At 38.3% G+C, this 23,321-nt stretch carries 20 protein-coding genes; 11 read left to right on the top strand and 9 right to left on the bottom strand.

Annotated elements, in window-relative coordinates:
* Positions 1–131: 131 nt before the first annotated feature.
* Positions 132–1,178 (top strand): polysaccharide deacetylase family protein, encoded by a 1,047-nt coding sequence (locus tag AX762_RS01310; protein WP_071847356.1) that lies wholly within the window; start codon positions 132–134, stop codon positions 1,176–1,178.
* Between the two features lie 59 nt (positions 1,179–1,237).
* Here AX762_RS01310 and AX762_RS01305 read toward each other — a convergent pair whose 3' ends face one another.
* Positions 1,238–1,576, bottom strand: a complete 339-nt coding sequence (locus AX762_RS01305) for a helix-turn-helix transcriptional regulator (RefSeq protein ID WP_071847355.1) — start codon at positions 1,574–1,576, stop codon at positions 1,238–1,240.
* A 375-nt stretch (positions 1,577–1,951) separates the two neighbouring features.
* Between AX762_RS01305 and treR the strand changes: the two genes are divergently transcribed.
* Positions 1,952–2,677, top strand: coding sequence for a trehalose operon repressor (gene treR, locus AX762_RS01300; RefSeq protein ID WP_071847354.1), 726 nt, complete (start codon positions 1,952–1,954; stop codon positions 2,675–2,677).
* A gap of 57 nt (positions 2,678–2,734) precedes the next feature.
* Here treR and treC read toward each other — a convergent pair whose 3' ends face one another.
* The 7 genes from treC to rpmH all read right to left on the bottom strand — a co-directional run bounded on the left by treC (position 2,735) and on the right by rpmH (position 10,784).
* Positions 2,735–4,387, bottom strand: a complete 1,653-nt coding sequence (gene treC / locus AX762_RS01295; protein WP_071847353.1) for an alpha,alpha-phosphotrehalase — start codon at positions 4,385–4,387, stop codon at positions 2,735–2,737.
* A gap of 145 nt (positions 4,388–4,532) precedes the next feature.
* On the bottom strand, positions 4,533–5,990 hold the full coding sequence (treP, locus tag AX762_RS01290) for a PTS system trehalose-specific EIIBC component (protein WP_071847352.1): 1,458 nt from the start codon (positions 5,988–5,990) through the stop codon (positions 4,533–4,535).
* A 207-nt stretch (positions 5,991–6,197) separates the two neighbouring features.
* Positions 6,198–7,469: a folylpolyglutamate synthase/dihydrofolate synthase family protein gene (locus AX762_RS01285; RefSeq protein ID WP_071847351.1), complete on the bottom strand. Its 1,272-nt coding sequence runs from the start codon at positions 7,467–7,469 to the stop codon at positions 6,198–6,200.
* Between the two features lie 822 nt (positions 7,470–8,291).
* Positions 8,292–9,185, bottom strand: coding sequence for an RNA-binding cell elongation regulator Jag/EloR (gene jag / locus AX762_RS01280; RefSeq protein ID WP_071847350.1), 894 nt, complete (start codon positions 9,183–9,185; stop codon positions 8,292–8,294).
* A gap of 72 nt (positions 9,186–9,257) precedes the next feature.
* The gene (locus AX762_RS01275; RefSeq protein WP_371261617.1) at positions 9,258–10,103 is read right to left on the bottom strand and encodes a YidC/Oxa1 family membrane protein insertase; all 846 of its coding nucleotides are present in this window, start codon (positions 10,101–10,103) and stop codon (positions 9,258–9,260) included.
* A gap of 77 nt (positions 10,104–10,180) precedes the next feature.
* Positions 10,181–10,534 carry a ribonuclease P protein component gene (gene rnpA, locus AX762_RS01270; RefSeq protein ID WP_071847349.1) on the bottom strand — a complete coding sequence of 118 codons (354 nt, stop codon included), beginning with the start codon at positions 10,532–10,534 and terminating at the stop codon, positions 10,181–10,183.
* 109 nt (positions 10,535–10,643) lie between these two features.
* The gene (gene rpmH, locus AX762_RS01265) at positions 10,644–10,784 is read right to left on the bottom strand and encodes a 50S ribosomal protein L34 (protein ID WP_071847348.1); all 141 of its coding nucleotides are present in this window, start codon (positions 10,782–10,784) and stop codon (positions 10,644–10,646) included.
* A 539-nt stretch (positions 10,785–11,323) separates the two neighbouring features.
* On the opposite strand from rpmH, the gene dnaA reads away from it, so the two are divergent.
* The 6 genes from dnaA (at position 11,324) to gyrA (ending at position 20,161) form a co-directional block, all read left to right on the top strand.
* Complete coding sequence (gene dnaA, locus AX762_RS01260; RefSeq protein WP_071847347.1) at positions 11,324–12,658, top strand: chromosomal replication initiator protein DnaA; 1,335 nt, start codon at positions 11,324–11,326, stop codon at positions 12,656–12,658.
* Positions 12,659–12,846: 188 nt separating this feature from the next.
* Positions 12,847–13,986: a DNA polymerase III subunit beta gene (gene dnaN, locus AX762_RS01255; RefSeq protein WP_071847346.1), complete on the top strand. Its 1,140-nt coding sequence runs from the start codon at positions 12,847–12,849 to the stop codon at positions 13,984–13,986.
* A 259-nt stretch (positions 13,987–14,245) separates the two neighbouring features.
* Positions 14,246–14,506 (top strand): S4 domain-containing protein YaaA, encoded by a 261-nt coding sequence (yaaA, locus tag AX762_RS01250; RefSeq protein ID WP_083432727.1) that lies wholly within the window; start codon positions 14,246–14,248, stop codon positions 14,504–14,506.
* Positions 14,507–14,508: 2 nt separating this feature from the next.
* A complete protein-coding gene (recF, locus tag AX762_RS01245; RefSeq protein ID WP_071847345.1) occupies positions 14,509–15,630 on the top strand; it encodes a DNA replication/repair protein RecF in 1,122 nt (373 codons plus the stop codon).
* Between the two features lies 1 nt (position 15,631).
* Complete coding sequence (gyrB, locus tag AX762_RS01240; protein ID WP_071847344.1) at positions 15,632–17,566, top strand: DNA topoisomerase (ATP-hydrolyzing) subunit B; 1,935 nt, start codon at positions 15,632–15,634, stop codon at positions 17,564–17,566.
* Positions 17,567–17,662: 96 nt separating this feature from the next.
* Positions 17,663–20,161 (top strand): DNA gyrase subunit A, encoded by a 2,499-nt coding sequence (gyrA, locus tag AX762_RS01235; RefSeq protein WP_143139249.1) that lies wholly within the window; start codon positions 17,663–17,665, stop codon positions 20,159–20,161.
* 81 nt (positions 20,162–20,242) lie between these two features.
* On the opposite strand, the gene AX762_RS01230 is transcribed toward gyrA, so the two are convergent.
* The gene (locus AX762_RS01230) at positions 20,243–21,736 is read right to left on the bottom strand and encodes a carbon starvation protein A (RefSeq protein ID WP_071847342.1); all 1,494 of its coding nucleotides are present in this window, start codon (positions 21,734–21,736) and stop codon (positions 20,243–20,245) included.
* 302 nt (positions 21,737–22,038) lie between these two features.
* Between AX762_RS01230 and rpsF the strand changes: the two genes are divergently transcribed.
* Genes rpsF through rpsR form a run of 3 tightly spaced genes read left to right on the top strand, consistent with a single transcriptional unit; the run spans position 22,039 to position 23,176 of the window.
* Entirely contained in the window at positions 22,039–22,338 is a 300-nt protein-coding gene (gene rpsF, locus AX762_RS01225) for a 30S ribosomal protein S6 (RefSeq protein ID WP_071847341.1), read from the top strand.
* Positions 22,339–22,391: 53 nt separating this feature from the next.
* On the top strand, positions 22,392–22,916 hold the full coding sequence (gene ssb, locus AX762_RS01220) for a single-stranded DNA-binding protein (RefSeq protein ID WP_071847340.1): 525 nt from the start codon (positions 22,392–22,394) through the stop codon (positions 22,914–22,916).
* Between the two features lie 26 nt (positions 22,917–22,942).
* The gene (gene rpsR / locus AX762_RS01215) at positions 22,943–23,176 is read left to right on the top strand and encodes a 30S ribosomal protein S18 (protein WP_071847339.1); all 234 of its coding nucleotides are present in this window, start codon (positions 22,943–22,945) and stop codon (positions 23,174–23,176) included.
* Positions 23,177–23,321 lie beyond the last annotated feature (145 nt).

The raw sequence follows: 23,321 nt of genomic DNA, 5'->3' as shown, positions 1-23,321 counted from the left end.
CCTCAACTTTTTTTATGGTATAATTTAATAAACAATCAGAGTGTAATTTCATTCAATATTTGTTAATTAAATCCTTTTTTCACGCATACATAGTCAATATGATCTTCTATTGTATGAAAGGGGTGAGAAAAATGAACACAAAAAATAGAAGAAAATTAATAAGTAGAAGTGTAGGAATTATGATAACCTTTTTACTTGTTCTCTCTTCAATTCTTACATTCTCAACAGTCGCAGCCGCTCCCGCTCAAACCATCACCAAAGGTAACACGACCGAAAAAGTTGTCGCACTCACTTTTGATGACGGCTCTGATGGAACTAACATCAATAATATCCTTCAAACTCTATCCAATCATAACGTGAAAGCCACTTTCTTCCTAACGGGATCAGGGGCAAACAACCATCCTCAATCTATCCGTAATATCGCCAATCAAGGACATCAACTGGGTAACCATTCTTACTCTCATCCTTACTTCACTCAAATCTCTCTAACTGAAACGCAAAGTCAACTAAAACGAACAGAAGATACGATCAAACAACTAACCGGTAAAACCACTAAACCTATTTTCAGACCGCCTTATGGTGCCTACAACTCGACTGTACTCCAACGTGTCGGTGATGCCGGATACCCTTATTCGATCATGTGGACCATCGATACCATCGACTGGACAGGCAATTCATCCGGCGATATCGTTGCCCGTGTGATGAACAGAATAACGCCTGGAGCGATCGTCTTGATGCACACTGGCGCAGGGGCTTCAGGAACACCAGCAGCCCTCCCAACCATGATTTCGCGATTGAAAAGTTTAGGTTACCGCTTCGTTACGATCAACCAGCTCCTTAACCTGCCTTCAAGCACAAACACCTATACTGTTAAAGCTGGGGACACCTTATATTCCATTGCTCTACGTTACAACACAACGGTTTCAAGACTTGCACAACTCAACAACATAACCAATACGAGCCTTATCCGTGTCGGACAAGTGTTGATACTTCCTGGTAGTGGCGGGACTACTACTCCTCCACCTCCTTCAACTACGATAACCTATACCGTTAAAGCCGGTGACACGTTGTATGCCATCGCCCTCAGATACAATACAACCGTTGCGCGTATTGTTGCAGACAATAACATCTCGAACCCTAGCCTCATTAGTATTGGACAACGACTCATTATTCGTTAAACTAAATCAAAAAGGACTAGCGTATGGGTAATGATGCCCAAGTTAGTCCTTTTGCTTGTTTATACTGTTGTCGAAGCCGATTTATCTTGTCGACAAACTGAATTACTCTTACAACTGCAATTATCTGAATGAGTCAGTAAATGAACCGTCTCTTCGATATATTCTTGCGCCACTTCTTGATTGATAGTGTAATGATGCCACGTCCCTATTTTCTCTGAGACAACCAGTCCTGCTTCTGATAGCACTTTGATGTGATGGGAAAGTGTCGGTTGTGTGAAGTCGAAATGCTCTAAAATATCACACGCACACATTTCGCCGCAAGATAACAAATCCAATATTTTGACTCTTTTCGGATCAGCGATAGCTTTTGCTACTTTTGCATACTCTTGGAAATTCATTTTACATCCATCCTTTTTAATTTGTTGACACTCGTTTTGTATCGTCTGATTGTAATGGTGCTTCCAACCACTCAGCAATTTCATCGGTTGTTGGATAACTACTTCACTTTATCACATAAACATATCGTTGTCCGCTTCTAATATAGAGTTTTATCTATGTACAGTATAAATCAACACTCAGATACTTTCAACAAATCAGATACTAAATAAACTGCCATGTTAAAAACACTTGACTCTTCTGCGTTGAATTACATTTTTTATTCACTGATTACACAACTATTCTATAAAAGGTATATAAGTATGTTGAGTTCCTGTTTCTTTTCTATTAGAATATAAGTTACGACAGTAAGAGAACGTGTTAAAGGACTGAATAAAATGAGTAGATTTCAAGACATTTTTTTGGATATTGAATCCGATATTCTTAATCAACAATATAAAGCTGGAGGATTGCTTCCGAGTGAAAATAAATTGTCAAAAAAATACAATGTTTCCCGTGAAACAATTCGAAAAGCCCTGACCTTACTGCTCGAGAGCGGTTATATCCAAAAGAAACAGGGGAAAGGATCTATTGTCCTTGATATTAAACGGTTTAATTTTCCTATTTCAGGGCTGACCAGTTACAAGGAATTACAGGATTCTCAAAACATTAACAGTGAAACCCTTTTAATAAAAAATCAGAAAGAAACGATCCCGGAACAGATCGCAACTTTTCTTAAAGTGTCCAAAGAAACCGAAGTGCACGCATTGATTCGGGCTCGAAAGGTTGACGGAGAAACAGTTATCCTGGATAAAGACTATTTATTAACCTCTGTTATTCCTGTCCTTCCTGATAACGAAGCAAAAAAATCACTTTATAACTTTATTGAAAAAGAAATGGGTCTCATTATCGGGTATGCCCGAAAAGAGTTCGTAGTCGAACCCGCTACACAAGAAGACCGCGAGTATATGACGCTGCATGGTGATACACACGTTGTCGTAACGCGGAGTGAAGTGCATCTCGAAGACACGACCCTGTTCCAGTACACAGAATCCAGACACCGGTTAGACAAGTTTCGTTTTGTGGAATTTGCCCGTCGCCGTCCACCGATGGATTATAGTTGAACCAAAAAAGGATGGAAGGTTAGCCTAGGCTAATCTTCCATCCTTTTTTGGTGTTCGTCATTTGATCAAAAAGGCCACCGTTTCATAGGGTCCCATTTCAAATGTTTTCTCCAGTGTTCGCTTGCCGCTGTTACCTATCACATAGTTGCTTTCGCTATCAACCAATTCGTCAGGAAGGGTGATGCTGTCTTCTTTTGCATAGAAGTGATTCAAGACAAGCAATTTCTCGCCTTCATATTCTCTAATGTAAGCAAAAATACTTGGGTGTTCTAATTCCAGTGCTTCATAAGATCCTTCTTGTATAATAGGCATTTCTTTTCGTAAACGAATGAGCTCTTTATAGTAAGAACGAATCTTCCCACTGTGTGCCTCATTTTCTGTATTGATCGTTTTATGATTTTCCGGAACTTTCAACCAAGGCGTCCCTTCAGTAAAGCCTGCATGCTTGGATTCATTCCACTGCATCGGTATCCGTGAATTATCCCGTGATTTTTCTTTGATGATTTCGAGTGCCTCTTTTTCAGATAAGCCTTTTTCTTTCAACTCTCTATAGGCATTATGGGTTTCGATATCCACATACTCATCAAGTTCAGAGTAGTCAGGATTTTTCATGCCTATTTCTTCACCTTGATATATATAAGGTGTTCCTCTGAGTAGATGAATGGTCTGCGCTAACATGGTGGCTGTTTCAATGGGATGATTTTTCACATCGCCAAAGCGATTAACCGCTCTCGGCTGGTCGTGGTTGTTCCAGAACAACGCATTCCAACCGCCACCTTCAGCCATGCCTGCCTGCCATTCATCTAAAATACGTTTCAATTCAATAAAATCAAACGGTGCCTTCGTCCATTTTTCTCCGTCTTTATAATCGACCTTTAAGTGATGAAAACTGAAGATCATCGATAATTCGTCAGTGTCCGGATGAGAATACTGGATGCCGTTTTCTACCGTGGTTGAACTCATCTCGCCAACAGTGACAATATCCTCATACTGTCCAAAGGTCTCTTTATTCAGTTCTTTGATGTACTCATGGACGATAGGTGTGTCTGTGTAATGAGCTTTCCCGACACCATCTTTTGCATCTTCCATTTCTTCTGCTTTCCCGATGACATTGATGACATCGAACCGGAAGCCTTTGACGCCTTTTTCGAGCCAGAAATTGACCACGTTATAAAGTTCTTCGCGTACTTTTGGATTCCGCCAGTTTAAATCTGCTTGAGTCACGTCATATAAATGCAGATAGTATTTATCGGTATCTCCAAATTTAGACCACGCCGGTCCACCGAACTTCGATTCCCAGTTCGTTGGCAGACTGCCATCTGATTGTGCGTCTCTTAAAATATAGAAATCCTGATACTTTTTGTCTCCCGCTAGAGCTTTCTGGAACCAATCGTGATCGGTCGAGGTGTGATTCAACACCATATCCAGCATCAAATCGATACTGTGCTTGCCGGCTTCTTCAACGAGCCGATCAAAATCTTCCCAGGATCCAAATAATGGATCGATCGATACATAATCAGCAATGTCATAGCCATTATCATTTTGCGGCGATTTGTAAAAAGGATTCAACCATAACATGTCTATCCCTAACTCTTCTAAATAGGGTAATTTTTCAATCACACCGTTTAAATCTCCGATGCCGTTACCGTCCGTGTCTTTAAATGATTTAGGATAAGCTTGATAAATCACTTTATCATGAAGATTTCCCATTGTTACCATCCCTTCTTTTCGTCTAAAAGAAAAAGGATAGATCCTCCAAGCGTGCATGTCCCAGTATACTTACTAGAATCAAGCCCCTCTTTTGGATGTATCCTTCCTCCTTAACCATTGTCTTTAATTATTTAGTCTGTTTTTCTTAGTTACCTAATTTAGGAATTGGTAAGTGATCATTTTCCCATTTAGTCATGATGCCTTTTTTCTCAAACAAGAATACCAGTGCGACAGGAACAACGATTGCAATTGTCATAGCTATCAAGAAGCCTACCCAGTATTCAGGGATGATTGATAAGATACCCGGCAGTCCACCAACACCGATATTGAATGAGGCTACATTAAAGGCTACCGATGTCATTCCAGCAAATGCTGAACCGATCATACCTGCAACTAATGGGTACACATATTTGATATTGATACCAAAGAGTGCGGGTTCTGTGACGCCAAGATAAGCTGAAATCATCGCTGGAATAGAGATTTGCTGTTCTTTCTCATTCCCACGGTGCAGCAAGATGATACCTAATACAGCTGATCCTTGAGCAATGTTGGATAATGCGATCATTGGCCATAAAATGGTCTGATCGAAGTCAGCTACCAATTGCAGGTCTACAGCGTTAGTCATGTGGTGAAGTCCTGTTACAACAAGTGGCGCATATAATCCACCGAATACGAACCCGAAGACCCAGTTAAATGAACCAGTCAGTCCCCATTGAACGACCATAGATAACCATGCACCCAGCTGCCAACCGATCGGTCCAATGATTGCATGAGCCACAAAGATGGTTGGAACCAATGCGAATAAAGGAACAAAAATCATTGATATGGATTCGGGTACGATTTTACGAAGCCCTTTTTCCAGATAAACGAGCAGGAAGCCGGCTAACATGGCTGGAATAACTTGTGCCTGGTACCCGATCATATCCAGTTGGAAGAAACCGAAGTCCCACTGATTTACGTCACCTGCCAGAATTTCTGTGACACCATACGCATTCATCAGCTGAGGAGAAACCAATGTGATACCAAGTACGATACCGAGAATTTGTGTGGTCCCCATTTTACGGGTTACACTCCATGCGATACCAACTGGCAGGAAGTGGAAAATCGCTTCACCGGGAAGCCATAGGAAGCCATTTACGCCACTCCAGAATTGAGATACTTCCACAATTGTCTGACCATCCAGAAAACCGAATTGCACTGCCTCTAAAACGTTTCTGAAACCTAAAATCAAACCACCGATAATAATAGCTGGAATTAATGGTGTGAAAATCTCTGCCAAAGCTGCCATAATACGCTGTAGGCTGTTCATATTTTGTTTGCCCGCGCTCTTCACGTCATCTTTGGAGACGCCTTCAAGTCCTGATATAGCTGAGAACTCGTTATAAAAATCTGCCACTCTGTTACCGACGATAACCTGGAATTGTCCAGCTTGTGTAAAGGTCCCTTTTACAGATGGAATCTCTTCGATTCTTTCCTTATCTGCTGCTTCAGGGTCAGCTAACACAAAACGCATACGTGTTGCACAATGAGTTACCGCATTGACATTTTCTTTACCGCCAATCGCATCCAGTAGCTCCTGCGCATCTTTCTTAAAATCTGCCACAAATATTTCCTCCTTTGTTTAACTTGTATATACAAGTTATGTTGCTCTTACTATACTGTAACCGAAAAAAAAGTGCAAGCGTTTTTATTTATCTCTCCTCTCTCATTTCTTTCATAAAAACTTCTATTAACCTATTTTATCATTGTTTACTCTTTGATTAATAACAAAAACGCTTCCTACTCAAAATGAGTAAGAAGCGTTTCATGTTTACCACTGTTTTTTTATGTCTCCTATTAAATAAAGTGAACCGAAAACAATAAATATCTCATTACTCTTTTTCTGTTCTTTGAGAAATTCAACCACTTCTTTAGTTGAATCAAACGGATCTGCCTCTATCCCTTTTTCTTGCAACTGTTTAGCCACGACTCTCGCAGGAAAGCCACGGTAAGGATCCGGTGATACCGTATAGACTTTTTTTGTAAAAGGAAGAATTTCATCTATCATATGCATATAATCTTTGTCCTTCATCATTCCTACAATGATAGTCAGTCTTTTATTAGGAAAAAGCGTTTCAATCGATTCTCTCAATACCTTTACGCCTTCAGGATTATGTGCCCCATCAATGAAGATAATCGGGTTAGCCTGAATCTTTTCCATCCGTCCGGGCCAATACGTCGCTTCAATACCTTGACTGATATTTTTATCAGTAATTTTATACCCTTTATTTTTCAGTATGAGCGCCGCCTCAATGGCTAATAGCGCATTATTCACTTGATGTTTTCCTACCATTTTGACTTTTAAAGTCGCGAATTGTTTATAAGAGAAGGTGCTTCCGTCTTCCGTTACGCTCAACTCTTTAACATCTTTTTCCAGCACGCTATGAATAAGAGCTTTTTTGTTTTCAGCCACTTCTTTAAAAACTTCATCTATAGAAGGCGAAAAATGAGGTAAAACCACATCGCCATGTTCTTTGATGATGCCAGCCTTTTCACTGGCTATTTTTTCTAGCGTATCGCCGAGTAAGCGCATGTGATCCATGCCGATCGAGGTCACAACCGCCACTTCTGGAGTGGGAATCGTGTTGGTCGCATCAAGTCTGCCGCCTATCCCCGCTTCCAGAACCACTAGATCACACTCTTGCTGATAGAAATACAGCAGTGCCACAGCTGTTAAAATCTCAAAGGAATAAAGGTGTTCACCACATTCTTGTTCAACCTCATCCACGATTGCAGCTACTTGTTCGGTTGTTTTGATAAAGTCTTCATCCGTTATAAGCGCTCCATCGACCCGAATCCGTTCATTGATTCTTTCAAGATGAGGCGAAGTGAATACACCCGTTTTTATATTTGCCTGTACCAAAATTTCGGATATAAATGAAGCAGTCGATCCCTTTCCATTTGTTCCGGCAATATGAACAAACGATAACGCTTTTTCGGGATTACCTATTTTATCCAGCAAACTATGCATGCGATTCAGGCTTTCTTTCCTACCGTTTCCCCTGTTTGTATTGACTAACTCTATCACGCTTTTCATATCCATCTCATCAGTCCTCATTTATTAAACTTTTTCATAGGGTTACTTTAGTCTTAATTACTCATTTTCAATTATAACGGGTTCAAAGAAATGCCACAACAAAATAATTTGCAAAATATTCACATTTCTGTCACAATTACATTTTAGGACATACTTATCAATAGTAAGCTATATAAAAAGCCTCTAATTGATAATAAATTACTAGTTTTTCACAAAAATATCCATGAATTTCCAAACAAGAGTAAATCCTCTCATTTATGAGAGAAGTTCTCATATTTGTGCTAAATGAAAATTAGTAGTAGAATATTCATAATAACAAAATATTAAATGTTCTATCTCCTATCAGTAAAGATTAATAATCTTTATGACTTACCTTATGAATGCTGTAACGATTAAAGAGGTGAAAAAAAATAAAAACAAATTACCCACATACAGCACAACTGGATTCTATTGATCCCACAATACTTACCTCCCAATTGAATGAAAAAGACCCACGCCTTTGATTACTGGAAAAATTCATTTTTCCATTCAGAGGCCTTTTTCATGTATTCAAAGCACTATAATATCGCTGAGCTTATTCTACCTTTTTATTATTTAAAATTAAGGTCTTTTTTTTTTTCAAAAAAAAATCAAGGCGGTCCCTTGAAAATGCAAGCGCTTGATAAGACCATAACATACTGTGTGATAGGTCTGTAATATCCCATGAATTACAAGCGTCTCCTGGTTTACGGTGAACGGGTCAACTAAACATACTATGATATATAAAAAAAGCTCTCCAGAGACGAAATACCGCCTCTAGAGAGCTTTTTAATTATGATTGCATCGTCTTTACAGTTTAAATTCTTCTTCTTTAGAAGGTTCAACCACCAAGTAACGATGCGGATCTTTTCCTTCTGAATGGGTCTGAACCCCTGTAAATTGATTCAAATAACGGTGAATTTGTTTGCGTTCGTGTGCAGGCATAGGCTCTAAAATGACCGGACGCTTGGTACGTTTCACTTTTTCGGCCGTGCGTGTCGCCAACTGTTCCACCGTCTGCTTACGACGATCCCGGTAGTTCTCTGCATCCACTTTTGCGTACAGTTTATTATCCGCTTCCTGGTGCAATTGAATTTGAGCCAAGGTCTGTAAACTATTTAAAACTTTACCATGACGACCGATGATCAAGCCGGCATCTTCTGTATCGATAGAGAATTTCACGCGGTTATGGTCACGTTTCACGTCAATAGAAACGTCATCCACACCCATTTTCAAAGCAATAGTTTCTAAATACTCAGAAACCTTATTAATGGCTGCTTCGTCTTGTTCATTAAAGATAACTTCTCTTTGCTCGCGAGGTTGAGAAGCTTTGACTTCTTCAGTCTCATCCGTTTTTTCGGTCTCTTCTGTTTCTTTAACCACTTCGCTTGAATCCTTTGGATCTTCAGCAACTGGTTTTTCTGTCACTTCTTCTTTTGCTGGTGTTTTTTTAGAAGGCTTGATGGTAGACGTTTTTTCTTCTCCCAACATCACTTCTTTAGATAACAGTTCTTCGACGACATTTTTTGTGTTCGTCTTTTTAATAACTACGGTAGCATCTTTCTGTCCGATTCCTAAAAAGCCTTTCTTGGCTTCCTGTTTAACTTCAATTGTGGCATCTTCTCTGTCAATACCTAAAGCCTTTAAGCCTTTTTCGATGGCTGCCTTAGTCGTTGACGCTTGTGCTGTATATTTATCATTCATGACTACTATCCTCCAGTCGAAATTCTATTCTTTACTATTTTACCAAATAAATAGGTCTAAGTCAGATAAATTCTATTTTTTTACGTTTCTACCGTATTTTTGAGCTCTCTTCATTGCGCGTCTACGTTGAAGTTCAGCTTCTCTTTCTTGGTCTTCTTTTGCTTTGCGCTCTTTTATCAGTTTAAATGGATTTTGGAAAAGAAGCGTTTGAATGACAGAAAATCCATTTGAAACAGCAAAATAAAGAGCTAGAGCGCTCGATAAGCGTACTGTAATGAAGACAATGAATAAAGGCATCATGTAAGTCATCACCTTATTGCCTGCTTGCGGTTTTCCCATACTCATCATAACAGAATGTCCTAAGGTAAATATACCGGCAAGAATCGGTAAAATGAAATATGGATCGGGTTGGCCTAAGTTGACCCACAAGAAATCTCCCGTTGCTAAAATATCGGTACGGTTAACAGCTTGATACAGGGCAATAAAAACAGGCATTTGTACCAGCAAGGGTAAACAGCCCATGTACGGGTTGACACCGGCTTCGCTATACAGACGTTGTTGCGCTTCTTTTAATTTTTCTTGTGTTTCTGAATCTTTAGCTGAATATTTTTCTTTCAATTCTTGTAGCTGAGGATTTATTTCGCTCATTTCCTGCATGTTCTTTTGTTGAAAATGCGTAAAAGGGATAAGCATTGCTCGAATGATCATAGTTACAATGATGATTCCTATACCGTAATTTCCACCAAAAAAGTCAGATACCCATATTATTGCTCGGGCAAAGTTATAAATAACAACGCCTTCCCATAAACCGGTACTTTCAGATGTCACAGGCTCTGTTCCACAGGCAGTCAGAAAGACTACTAAACCAATCATAGCCATTGCTAGAAGCAATCGCTTACGTTTTTTTATAAAATTCACGTACTTCTCCTCTTTTCTCAAACATCATTGACTCTCTTTTTTGAGACTAGTTTATTTACTTAAACGAAGTGACAAGCTTACTTATCACTTTTAAGCATATTTGATCGATTTAAAACATGCAGCAGGCTTTTTTTAATTTCATGAAAATCCATCGTGCTTACTGGCTGTCTTGCAATAACAATAAAATCTAAGTCAGGTTTTATCTTGTCTTCCTGATCAAATTCAATGAAGCAGTGCCTTATTTTTCGTTTAATTGCATTTCTCTTCGGTGCATTGCCCAATTTTTTACCAACAGATATCCCTACACGAAAATGAGTTTGTCCCTCTTTGGGTAGATGATAAATAACAAATTGACGGTTAGCCATAGATTGCCCCTGATGAAAGACTTTTTGAAAATCTGCTTCTGATTTTACGCGATAAGCTTTTTTCATATACGTCCCATCTTTCTACATTAACTAAGTAATTCCAAATTTTAAATAAAAAAAAGGCAACGTGCCCTCACCAGTTATTCCAGCAAGAAGCTCTCGTCGCCTGACATCATTAAGCAGAAATATTTTTTCTTCCTTTACGACGTCTGTTTCTTAATATATTACGTCCACTTTTTGTACTCATACGTTTTCTGAATCCATGTACTCTTTGACGTTTACGTTTTTTTGGTTGATGAGTTAATCCTTGTGCCATCGGCGAACACCTCCTGAATCTTTCCTTTGTCCTCTGTACTTAATTATAAGCAATAACAGACTATTACTTTACACTATATAGACAGACTATGTTAGTTTAGAAAACATTTCATAATTTGTCAAGCTTATTTTACCATCAATTCATTTAAATATCACTTTTTTTTTTAAGATCCGCCTAAAAGTTATCCCAATAAGATATCCACATGTTAAGATAAGTCAATCCTTCACTTTTTTTATCCACCCCTTTGTCCAGATATTATACACAGTTCCACAGGGTGTTAATGAAAACCATGCACAGGCCTTTTCTGTCTGTGCATAACTAACAAAAAACCTATTATAGCAACGTTAATTAGTGCATACTTATCCACAAAATATGTTAAAAATCACTCGTAAATTTAATTTAAACACATCTTGTCCCAGCCTGTGTATATCTTTGTTTACACCCTGTGAACTATTTATCAACAATTTAAATCAACTGTGGAAAACTTAATCAAGACGTGCTAAAATAATAAAAGTAACTTTACGGCGAGGAGGAAAAAAATGGACGATATATATACTATATGGACTTATCTTCAGGATAAATTTAAAGAAACACTATCAAAAGTTAGTTATGATACTTGGATTCAAAGCGCTAACCTCGTCAGAATCTCTGATAATTCAATCACGATTGAAGTCCCTTCCACGCTGCATAAAGAATATTGGAAAAATAATCTCTCTACTAAAGTCGTTGAATACCTGTACGAATTTTTAGGCCGAGAAGTTTCTCCATTATTTGTGACCGCAGATGAGCAAGCTACTTATGAGGAACAGGATACGAATGATACGGTTGACCAATTTACATCACAATATAAATCGAGTACTTTAAATAGTAAATACACGTTTGATACTTTTGTTATTGGTAAAGGTAACCAGATGGCCCATGCTGCTGCCTTAGTCGTATCTGAAGAACCGGGAACGATCTATAACCCGCTCTTCTTCTACGGTGGTGTAGGTTTAGGCAAAACTCACCTGATGCATGCCATCGGTCAGCAGTTTTTACAAATCAATCCCAATGCCAGAATAAAGTATGTTTCCAGCGAAAATTTTGCCAATGATTTTATTAATTCAATACAAAATCGTACGCAGGAACAGTTCAGACAAAATTACCGCAATGTAGACTTGTTATTAGTTGATGATATTCAATTTTTTGCAGACAAAGAAGGAACGCAGGAAGAATTTTTCCATACGTTCAATGCGTTGTATGATGACCGAAAACAAATCGTTTTAACAAGTGATCGCTTACCAAATGAGATTCCTAAACTGCAGGAACGCCTTGTTTCGCGTTTTGCCTGGGGATTATCGGTAGACATCACCCCTCCGGATCTGGAGACCCGTATTGCTATTTTGCGTAAAAAAGCTAATGCAGAAGGGTTAGAAATACCTAATGACACATTAAGTTATATTGCCGGTCAGATCGACTCCAATATCAGAGAACTTGAAGGAGCTTTAGTTCGAGTTCAGGCTTATTCTGCCATTCAACGCAATGATATCACCACAAGTTTAGCAGCTGATGCTCTGAAAAGTATGCTGAAAAATGATACCAAACAAAATGTATCGATTGCTTCCATTCAACAAAAAGTAAGTAAATACTATCAAATCTCATTAGTTGATTTAAAAGGGAAAAAAAGAGTCAGACAAATTGTTATGCCAAGACAAATAGCTATGTATTTATCAAGAGAATTAACAAGTATGTCCTTGCCTAAGATTGGAAAAGAATTTGGAGGAAAAGATCACACAACGGTCATTCATGCTCATGAGAAAATTAAAAAGATTTTAAATGAAGAACAAAATGGCGAATTGAGAGATCAAATCAAGGAAATTAAAAAAAGTTTATAAAACAAGGCTGTGGATAAACAACAGATTTACTCACAACCTTATACACAACTTATACACAAGTGGAAAACCTTTATCCTTAAATGATTATTCCGTTTTCCACAGTATCCACAGGACCTACTACTATTACTAAGTATTTATACTAATATATACTATGAATTAGGTCACTAATTTATCAATGGAGGAAGACTATGAAATTCACTGTCAATCGATCAATTTTTTTAAAGAAATTAAAAGATGTTCAGTTAGCTGTTTCATCACGTGCAACAATCCCAATATTAACAGGGATAAAAATAATTGCTGATTCTGAAGGAATTAAAATGACCGGAAGTAATTCGGATATCTCTATAGAAACACTCATAAGTGTTTCAGATGAAAAAGCGGGCTTGTCTATCGAAGAAACGGGACAGATCGTCTTGCAGCCTGCGCGTTTCTTTAGTGATATTGTCAATAAATTACCAGATGAAACCTTTACCGTAGAAGTTAAAGACGGTGTACAAACATCTATTACATCCGCTTCTTCTGCATTTGTGATCAATGGATTAGATGCGGCTAATTACCCACATTTACCAGAAATAGATACAACAAAAGCTTTTACCTTACCCGTAAACTTGCTTAAAAAGATTATCAAACAAACGGTTATTGCAGTATCCACTCATGAAAGTCGTCCTATTTTAACTGGGATCCACTTTACGATCAGTGACGGCAAACTTAAAGCTGTTGCAACAGACAGTCACCGTCTAAGTCAACGCGTCATTCCTATTGAAGGAACTGAAGAACTTTCTCATGATTTAGTTATTCCAGGAAAGAGTCTACAAGAATTGACTCGCTTACTTGACGACAGTCTGGATGAGATCGAAGTCGCTGTAGCTGAAAATCAAATATTATTTAAGACGGAAGATACTTATTTCTATTCTCGTTTACTCGAAGGTAATTATCCTGATACTAATCGCCTGATACCAGAAAATTCATCTACACAATTAAGATTAGACGCAAACATTTTGCTGGGTGCCGTTGAACGAGCCAGTTTATTGTCACATGAAGGCAAGAACAATGTGGTTAAATTAACAGTAAATAACAATAGCGTTGAAATTACGGGTAACTCTCCTGAAGTTGGCCGGGTGAATGAACAAGTGGCTTACAATGATTTGAATGGTGAACAAATGGAAATTTCATTTAATCCTGATTATTTAAAAGCTGCCTTAACGACATTTGGACCTGTTGAAATTACAATGAAACTGATTTCCACGCTCCGTCCGTTTGTATTGGTACCAAGTGAAGACAATGGTGAATTTATTCAGTTGATTACACCGATCAGAACCTCTTCGTGAATTTAAAACAGTGAAAAAGGCCCATTTTGGGTCTTTTTTTCTTTAATTTGTTAAAAAAAAGTGTAATCCCCCTTTTTTTCATTCCAAAACACCCAATCTATTCAAAATTTCCACTCTGAGCTCATTTCGCTATTAATAGCACTTTTTATCTATAATGATACAAAATCGATTAGAATGCCGAATTCCCCATATAAAGTTGTTTTAAATGGTCATTTGAGGTATAATATGAAGATAAATGAAGTGAACGTGGAGAGTTTCCATGTCTTTACTTTTTAAGGAGCCGATAACTGTGTCTGAAATAATTCAAATCGATGAATCGATGATCACATTAGGACAATTTTTAAAACATGCCAATATCATTTCAAGTGGTGGCATGGCAAAACCTTTTTTACTGGACACCGCTATATGGGTCAACGGTGAACCTGAAAACCGTCGAGGAAAGAAATTACGTCATGGAGATATCATAAAAATCGAAGATTTTGGGACATACACGATTGAATCAAGCCATGATGGACAATAGGAATGTTTCTAAAAGAACTTTCTTTAAAAGGGTACCGAAACTATGAAACAGCAGACGTAGCATTCTCTGAAAAAATCAATGTTTTTTTAGGAGAAAATGCTCAAGGTAAAACGAATATGATGGAAAGTATCTACGTTTTAGCCATGGCAAGAAGTCACCGGACAGCCAACGATAAAGAGCTCATTGGCTGGGATCAGGATTTCGCTAAAATAACAGGTAAGGTGGAAACGGATAAAACGACGTATCCACTTGAAATCGTGTTGTCAAAAAAAGGGAAAAAAGCCAAGTTGAATCATTTAGAACAAAAGAAATTGAGTGCCTATATAGGGCATTTGAACATTATTTTGTTTGCCCCAGAAGATTTAGCGCTTGTTAAAGGCTCACCCTCAGTCAGACGAAAATTCCTGGATATGGAAATGGGACAGATGAGTGCCATTTATCTGTATCATCTCGTAGAATATCAGAAAATACTTAAACAACGGAATGCTTACCTAAAGCAGAATCGAAAAAACGGTAAGCTGGACAAAACATACGTAGCGATACTTAACGAACAACTAGCGGCAGAAGGTGCTGAGGTACTGACTGGACGCTTTTCTTTTGTTAAACGATTGGAAAAATGGGCACGACCCATTCATTCAGAAATATCACAGGGCAAGGAAGAGCTGACCCTTGAGTATGCGTCTTCCGTCACTTTATCGTCGGAAAAAAAGAAAGAACAAGTGATAACCGATTTACTTGAGCAGTATAAACAGAATGAACGTAGAGAATATGAACAAGGAACAACGCTTTCTGGTCCGCATCGCGACGATGTTCGTTTTTATGTGAACGGCAAAAATGTTCAAACGTATGGGTCACAAGGTCAACAGCGGACAACCGCTTTGAGTGTGAAACTGGCAGAAATCGAACTAATGAAAGAGATGACGGGAGAGTACCCCGTTTTATTATTGGATGACGTTTTGAGCGAACTGGATGATGATCGCCAGACACATTTACTGAAATCTATTCAGGATAAAGTGCAGACATTCTTAACAACGACAAGTTTAGATGGAGTAAAAAAAGAATTACTCCATGATCCGCGAATTTTTACCGTTCATAATGGACAGATTGAAATGGAGAGTGAATAAAATGGCAGATGAAAAAATAACGCCAAAAGAGGTACAAGAATATAATGCCAGTCAGATTCAAGTTTTAGAGGGATTAGAAGCCGTTAGAAAACGTCCCGGTATGTATATTGGAACAACAGGTCCTGAAGGTTTGCATCACCTCGTTTGGGAGATAGTCGATAATTCTATCGATGAAGCAATGGCTGGTCATGCAAAAAATATTGACATCGTAATCAAACCCGACAATGTTGTAGAAGTCAGCGATAACGGACGTGGCATACCGATCGATATTCAAGCGAAAACAGGACGTCCGGCATTAGAAACCGTCTTTACGATTTTGCATGCAGGTGGTAAATTCGGTGGTGGCGGATACAAAGTTTCCGGTGGCCTTCATGGTGTAGGGTCTTCTGTTGTGAATGCACTCTCAGAATTTCTTGAAGTGGATGTTCATAAGAACGGCAGAATTCATAACATGCGTTTTGAGCGCGGAGATGTAATCAATGAATTGAATGAGATCGGAGACACAGATAAATCCGGGACGGTTGTCCGTTTTAAAGCAGATGCAGACATTTTCAAGGAAACACAGGAATATGATTTCAATAAATTGTCGAAACGTGTCCGTGAATTAGCTTTCTTAAATCGTGGGCTAGCTATTTCCATTGAAGACCAGCGCCCCGAAGAGCCTGTCCGTTTAGAGTATCAATACGACGGCGGAATCAAAAGTTATGTAGGATACCTCAATCAAAGCAAAACTGTTTTATACGATGAGCCCATCTTTTTAGAAGGTGAACAAGAGGGGATAGTCGTTGAAGTTGCCTTGCAGCATACAGACGGCTATCACACGAATATCATGAGTTTTGCCAATAATATCCATACCTATGAAGGTGGTATGCATGAGTTTGGTTTCAAGACGGCACTCACACGTATCATCAATGATTATGCCAAAAAAAATAAATTTCTAAAAGAAAATGAAGAAAACCTGAGTGGGGAAGATGCTAGAGAAGGGTTAACGATTGTTTTAAGCATCAAACATCCTGATCCTCAATTTGAAGGACAAACAAAAACAAAATTAGGCAATTCAGAAGTACGAACGATCACAGATCGTCTCTTTAGTGAGCATTTCAATCGTTTCTTGGTTGAGAATCCTAAAATTGGAAAGAAAATAATGGAAAAAGCCTTACTCGCCGCTAAAGCACGCTTGGCTGCTAAACGTGCGCGCGAAGTGACCCGTAAGAAAAATGGACTGGAAATCAGTAATTTACCTGGGAAATTAGCTGACTGTTCATCAAAAGATCCTGCAAAATCAGAAATCTTTATCGTTGAGGGAGATTCCGCGGGCGGTTCTGCCAAACAAGGACGTTCTCGTTTGTTCCAAGCTATTTTACCTATTCGAGGTAAGATCTTAAACGTTGAAAAAGCGACCATCGATCGTATTTTGGCTAACGAAGAAATTCGTTCGCTCTTTACTGCGATGGGCACCGGTTTTGGAGAAGAATTTCAAATCAATAAAGCGCGTTATCATAAACTGATCATCATGACCGATGCCGATGTCGATGGCGCACATATTCGGACGTTACTATTAACTCTGTTTTACCGTTACATGCGACCAGTGGTAGAAGCAGGCTACGTTTATGTAGCGATGCCACCACTGTATCAAGTTAAACAAGGCAAAAAAGAGGTCTACTTGGATACTGAAAAAGAATTGGAGAATTACCTTAAAACTATTCCTACGTCTCCTAAACCCTCTATACAGCGTTATAAAGGACTAGGTGAAATGGATGCTGAACAACTGTGGGAAACAACGATGAATCCTGAAAATAGACGTTTACTGCAGGTGACAGTTGAAGATGCGATAGAAGCCGATTTGGTGTTTGATATGCTGATGGGTGAAAGAGTAGAACCAAGACGTGTTTTCATTGAAGAAAATGCCCAATATGTAACCAATATCGACGTTTAATCATAAAATAGAGTGCTATTTTAATATGAAAAGTAAATATAGTTGTGAATTTGTTTAAGGAGGAAAAAGTACTTGACTGAAGAAAGAGAAGCACGCATGGAAACAATAAACTTATCCAGTGAGATGAAAAAATCATTTTTGGACTACGCAATGAGTGTTATTGTAGCTCGTGCTTTGCCTGATGTACGTGATGGTTTGAAACCTGTACATCGTCGTATACTGTATGGAATGAACGAACTGGGAATGACACCGGATAAAGCCTTTAAAAAATCGGCGCGTATCGTCGGGGATGTCATGGGTAAATATCACCCCCATGGCGACTCTGCGATTTATGAATCGATGGTTCGTATGTCTCAAGATTTCAGTTTCCGTAATCCTTTGATTGACGGACACGGTAACTTTGGTTCTATCGATGGAGATAGCGCTGCCGCTATGCGTTATACTGAAGCTCGTATGAGTAAAATGGCCTTGGAAATGCTACGTGATATCAATAAGGACACAACCGATTATCATGATAACTATGATGGATCAGAACGTGAACCGAATGTCTTACCTGCCCGTTTCCCTAATTTACTGGTTAACGGTGCATCCGGTATAGCTGTTGGTATGGCTACAAATATTCCACCACACAACTTGAGAGAAGTCATTAAAGCCTGCCGTATTGTGATGGAAAACGAAGACGCAACTGTCGCAGAATTGATGGAAGTCTTACCTGGACCAGATTTCCCTACTGGAGCTATGATTTTAGGTAAATCAGGCATTAGAAAAGCTTATGAAACAGGTAGAGGTTCGATCAAAGTTCGGGCCAAAACAAGAATCGAAATTCAACCCAACGGGAAAGAACGCATTATCGTCGATGAAATTCCTTACTTAGTCAATAAAGCAAAACTGGTTGAACGTATAGCAGATTTAGCTCGAGACAAACGTATTGAAGGCATCACTGATTTAAATGATGAATCAGACAGAGACGGTATGCGTGTTGTTATTGATGTCAGACGTGATGTTTCAGCCAGTATTGTTTTAAATAACCTTTATAAATTGACACCGTTGCAAACATCTTTCGGCTTCAATATGCTGGCTATCGTGAATGGTGTTCCTAAAACTTTAGGACTCAAAGAAATCCTCGTTGAATATTTAAAACATCAACGGATAGTTATCCGAAGAAGAACAGAATTTGACAAACGTAAAGCAGAATCACGCGCACATATTCTTGAAGGTTTGCGCATTGCTTTAGATCATATCGATGAAATCATAACCATAATCAGAGGTTCAAAAACGGGTGATGTGGCAAAAAATGCCTTGATGGAACGTTTTGGTTTAAGTGATCGACAGTCTCAGGCTATCCTGGATATGCGTATGGTTCGATTAACAGGCCTTGAAAGAGAAAAAATCGAAGGTGAATATCAGGACCTTATTCAGCTCATCAGTGATCTGGCGGACATTTTAGCTAACCCTGCGCGCGTGCATGAAATCATCGCAACTGAATTAGAAGAAATTTCTGATAAACATGGTGATGACCGCCGTACAGAATTGCTTGTCGGTGAATCTCTCAGTATTGAAGATGAGGATCTTATCGAAGAAGAAGAAATTGCTGTCACCTTATCACACAACGGCTATATGAAGCGCATGGCTATTTCTGAGTTTAAAGCTCAGCACCGTGGCGGTCGTGGCGTTAAGGGCATGACAACGAACACAGATGACTTTGTAGAGACACTGATTACCTGCTCGACTCATGATCTACTCTTGTTCTTTACCAATACGGGTAAAGTGTACAAAGCAAAAGGGTATGAAATTCCAGAATACGGAAGAACAGCAAAAGGAATACCTGCCATTAACTTCTTGGGTATCAACAATGATGAAAACATACAAGCCATCATCAGTACTCGAGGAGAAACTAAAGAAACTGATCACTTATTCTTTACAACCCGAATGGGTACAGTGAAACGTACAGCCTTTTCTGAATTTGAAAACATCAGAACCAGCGGACTCAAAGCGATCGTTCTTAAAGAAGAAGATGAATTGATCAATGTAGCTGTAACTCATGGGTCAGATCACATTGTAATCGGGACACGTCAAGGCTACGCAGTAAGTTTCCATGAAGAAGATGTAAGAAGTATGGGACGTGCTGCTGCAGGAGTTAGAGGCGTACGCTTAAGAGAAGATGATAAGGTCGTTGGAATGGATATTTTAAATCCTGACTCTGAAGTCTTAGTTATAACAGAAAAAGGCTATGGTAAACGTACCGCTGCTTCTGAATATGCAATCAGAGGACGTGGAGGTAAAGGGGTTAAAACCGTTAATATTACCGATAAAAACGGACCACTTGTTGGGCTCAAAACCGTTCATGGTGAAGAAGATATCATGATGATCACAACGAATGGCGTTATTATTCGTTTCCATGCAAAAAACATTTCTCAAACAGGGCGTGCAACTCAGGGTGTACGTTTAATGAGACTTGAAGAAGATGTCTTTGTATCAACATTAGAAAAAGTTGAACCAGTAGAAGAAGAGACAAATGAATTAGAAGAAACCGCAAGTGAAGAAAACAGCGAAGTAGTAACTGAAAATCAAGAAAATGAAGAAGAAACAGATTAATCTAAAGAGAAAATAAATAGAAAAATCCCCCCGTATCATCAGTACGAATTTACTGATGATACGGGGGTTTTTGTAATGTTATTAGTTATTGAAAGCTCTTTTTCTTAATCCTCGTATGGTTTTAATAGATAAATGGTCATTTAATAAAACATGCTCTGGATCTAGTGTCTCTTTTTGTTTCAAGCCGGAATACCAGAACAATGAAAGAAGACCAATAGTCAAGATTAATCCTAAAGCTAATGAAATAACGTAAGACAATCCGAAACCAATCTGCTCATTCAACAAGTAGACTATAACGGCATAAAGCATCAATGAAGCGGGAATAAGCGTGACTAAATAATTTTTTCCTTTTAAGAATAGGTAACGTGTTGAAACGAGTAAGGCTATAGCCGCAGTAGCTTGGTTAGCCCAGTTAAAGTAACGCCATAAAATGTTGAAATCCATAAATGATAAACCAATAGAAATTAGAAAAAGCGGAATACTAATAAGTAATCGCTTATTAATTTTTTTCTGACTGATATTCAAATAATCTGCAATAATCATGCGTAAACTTCTGAATGCTGTATCTCCTGATGTAATAGGTAAGACAATAACCCCAAGGATAGCAAGAGTACCGCCAAAGGCACCCAAGTAATGGCGAGCTATTTGTTCAACCGCTAATGAGGCGGTACCATCAGCAATAACACCACTCAATGATGGAGCGTCATAGAAACTCATAGCAGCAGCAGCCCAGATCATGGCAATAATACCTTCAGTAGTCATCATGCCATAAAAGACAAAACGAGCATCTGATTCGCTATTAAGTGTTCGTGATATAATGGGCGTTTGAGTAGCATGAAAACCTGACATTGCACCACAAGATATCGTAAAGAAAATACCCGGGAATAAGCTTACACCTGAAGGATGAAGATTTCGGAAACTGGAAAGAGTAAGATTAGGGATGGGTTCTCCTCTGGATACAAGTGATATAAATATAGCAAGTGTACTTATAATCAATAAGGCGCCAAAATAGGGATATATTTTACCAATTAATTTATCAATAGGTAGTAAGGTTGATAAGATATAATATACAAATATAAGTGCTATTAAAACACCTGTCCCTAGCCATTCCGGGGTTAGATTAGCTAAGAGGTTAGCTGGAGATGTTACAAATACCGTACCAACTAACAAAAGCAAAAGCGCAGCGAAAGCATTTACAATATGCTTCATAAATTTGCCCAAATAGCGACCGGCTAATTCTGGAAGATGAGCCCCTTCATTCCTTAGTGATATCATACCAAGCATATAGTCATGGACTGCTCCTGCGAATATGTTGCCAAATATAATCCATACAAACGCAACAGGACCGTATAAAGCACCCATAATTGGACCAAATATAGGTCCGGTACCTGCAATATTTAGTAATTGAATCAGTGCATTCTTACGTGTTCCCATAACAACAAAATCATTTCCATCTGCTAGTTCAAAAGCAGGCGTTGTTCGACGATGTTCGATCCCAAAAATTTTCTCGATATACTTTCCGTAAAAGAAGTACCCAAGAATTAAAAATAGAATCCCACCAAAAAATGTGATCATTAAATTCCTCCTGTATTATCTATTGTGATGATTTGATCATATCACTTTTATATAGATTAAACTTAAGGTAGTTGTGAATAAAATTCTACAAAAACATATAAAGATATATCAATTTTAAAAATAGATCATTATTTTAATTATTACTTTTGTGTTTTTTCTTTGTCACTATTATCCATATTAAAAGAAACCTTGTGTTAATAGTAGTGGTGTGCTATAATGCTTCGGTGAGTACTCTATATAGAATACTCTCCTTGCTCTTTCAAATGAAGGGGCCAAAGTCCATAAGGAGGTGACAGTCAACGATGAGTCAGACAGCTAAATATGAAATTTTATATATCATCCGTCCTGATCTTGATGAAGACGGTAAAAAAGCTTTAGTAGAACGCTTTGAAACTATCTTAAAAGATAACGGTGCTGAAGTAACTGAGTCAAAAGACTGGGCGAAACGCCGTTTTGCTTATGAAATTAAAGGATACCGCGATGGAACATATCGCTTAGTAACCTTAAATTCTTCAGATGCAGCAGCTATCAATGAATTTGAACGCCTAGCACGTATCAATGACGACATTTTACGTCATATGATCGTACGTCTAGAAAACTAATGTTTCACGTGAAACATTTTTATTGATTGCCTTTTAAGAAAGGAGCACTTTGATTGATTAACAATGTCGTACTAGTTGGACGATTAACTAGAGATGCTGAACTTCGTTATACGGGTAGCGGGATAGCCGTTGCTTCATTTACAGTAGCTGTAGAACGTCCATATACCAATGCACAGGGTGAGAGAGAAACTGATTTTATCAATTGTGTTGCTTGGAGAAAAACAGCTGAAATAATCTCTAACTTTACCCGTAAGGGATCTTTAGTAGGAGTAACTGGCCGTATGCAAACACGAAACTACACAAATAACGAAGGTAGAAAAGTTTATATTACAGAAGTAGTTTGCGAAAATTTCCAAATGCTCGAACCTAAATCAGTCACTGAAAAACGTGCACAAAATGACGGTTCAAGTTCTAATGCTGGAGTTTCAAAGAATTACTCGAATAATTCAAATGATTCGCAAAATAACAATCAAGCTCCAAAGAATAATACTAAAAGCAATCACGCAAATTTCGATGAAGATCCATTTGAATCTAATAATGATTCAATCGACATTTCCGATGACGATTTACCATTTTGATTCAAGAATAAAAGGAGGATTATAACATGGCTGGACGTAGAGGCGGCAAAAAGCGCCGTAAAGTTGATTTCTTTGCAGCAAATCATATTGAATATATTGATTACAAAGATGTCGATTTATTGAAACGTTTCATTTCAGACAGAGGTAAAATTTTACCACGTCGTGTTACTGGAACATATGCTAAAAACCAACGTAAATTAACGAAAACAATTAAACGTGCTCGTATCATGGGCTTATTACCATTCGTTACTGAAGAATAAAAAAATTAGAGAAGCTGTGACAGTATACTGTTGCAGCTTCTTTTGATATAAATGTTTCACGTGAAACATTTATAATGTGATATCAGGTATAGAATAGACCTTGAAAACGTGTTAAAATATCAGGGAATAGTTATAACGATGATGT

The organism is Alkalibacterium sp. 20, assembly GCF_001885615.1.
In the GTDB taxonomy this organism is placed as follows: Bacteria; Bacillota; Bacilli; order Lactobacillales; family Carnobacteriaceae_A; genus Alkalibacterium.
Note: the sequence above shows the minus strand (reverse complement) of the source record. Positions and strands in the feature narration are given on the sequence as shown.

Excerpts from the sequence above, each read along its gene's own strand:
- AX762_RS01310 (WP_071847356.1), top strand. The coding sequence starts at position 132 with ATGAACACAAAAAATAGAAGAAAATTAATAAGTAGAAGTGTAGGAATT.
- AX762_RS01305 (WP_071847355.1), bottom strand. The coding sequence starts at position 1,576 with ATGAATTTCCAAGAGTATGCAAAAGTAGCAAAAGCTATCGCTGATCCG.
- treR (WP_071847354.1), top strand. The coding sequence starts at position 1,952 with ATGAGTAGATTTCAAGACATTTTTTTGGATATTGAATCCGATATTCTT.
- treC (WP_071847353.1), bottom strand. The coding sequence starts at position 4,387 with ATGGGAAATCTTCATGATAAAGTGATTTATCAAGCTTATCCTAAATCA.
- AX762_RS01285 (WP_071847351.1), bottom strand. The coding sequence starts at position 7,469 with ATGGATATGAAAAGCGTGATAGAGTTAGTCAATACAAACAGGGGAAAC.
- jag (WP_071847350.1), bottom strand. The coding sequence starts at position 9,185 with ATGAATGATAAATATACAGCACAAGCGTCAACGACTAAGGCAGCCATC.
- rnpA (WP_071847349.1), bottom strand. The coding sequence starts at position 10,534 with ATGAAAAAAGCTTATCGCGTAAAATCAGAAGCAGATTTTCAAAAAGTC.
- rpmH (WP_071847348.1), bottom strand. The coding sequence starts at position 10,784 with ATGGCACAAGGATTAACTCATCAACCAAAAAAACGTAAACGTCAAAGA.
- dnaA (WP_071847347.1), top strand. The coding sequence starts at position 11,324 with ATGGACGATATATATACTATATGGACTTATCTTCAGGATAAATTTAAA.
- dnaN (WP_071847346.1), top strand. The coding sequence starts at position 12,847 with ATGAAATTCACTGTCAATCGATCAATTTTTTTAAAGAAATTAAAAGAT.
- yaaA (WP_083432727.1), top strand. The coding sequence starts at position 14,246 with ATGTCTTTACTTTTTAAGGAGCCGATAACTGTGTCTGAAATAATTCAA.
- recF (WP_071847345.1), top strand. The coding sequence starts at position 14,509 with ATGTTTCTAAAAGAACTTTCTTTAAAAGGGTACCGAAACTATGAAACA.
- gyrB (WP_071847344.1), top strand. The coding sequence starts at position 15,632 with ATGGCAGATGAAAAAATAACGCCAAAAGAGGTACAAGAATATAATGCC.
- gyrA (WP_143139249.1), top strand. The coding sequence starts at position 17,663 with ATGGAAACAATAAACTTATCCAGTGAGATGAAAAAATCATTTTTGGAC.
- AX762_RS01230 (WP_071847342.1), bottom strand. The coding sequence starts at position 21,736 with ATGATCACATTTTTTGGTGGGATTCTATTTTTAATTCTTGGGTACTTC.
- rpsF (WP_071847341.1), top strand. The coding sequence starts at position 22,039 with ATGAGTCAGACAGCTAAATATGAAATTTTATATATCATCCGTCCTGAT.
- rpsR (WP_071847339.1), top strand. The coding sequence starts at position 22,943 with ATGGCTGGACGTAGAGGCGGCAAAAAGCGCCGTAAAGTTGATTTCTTT.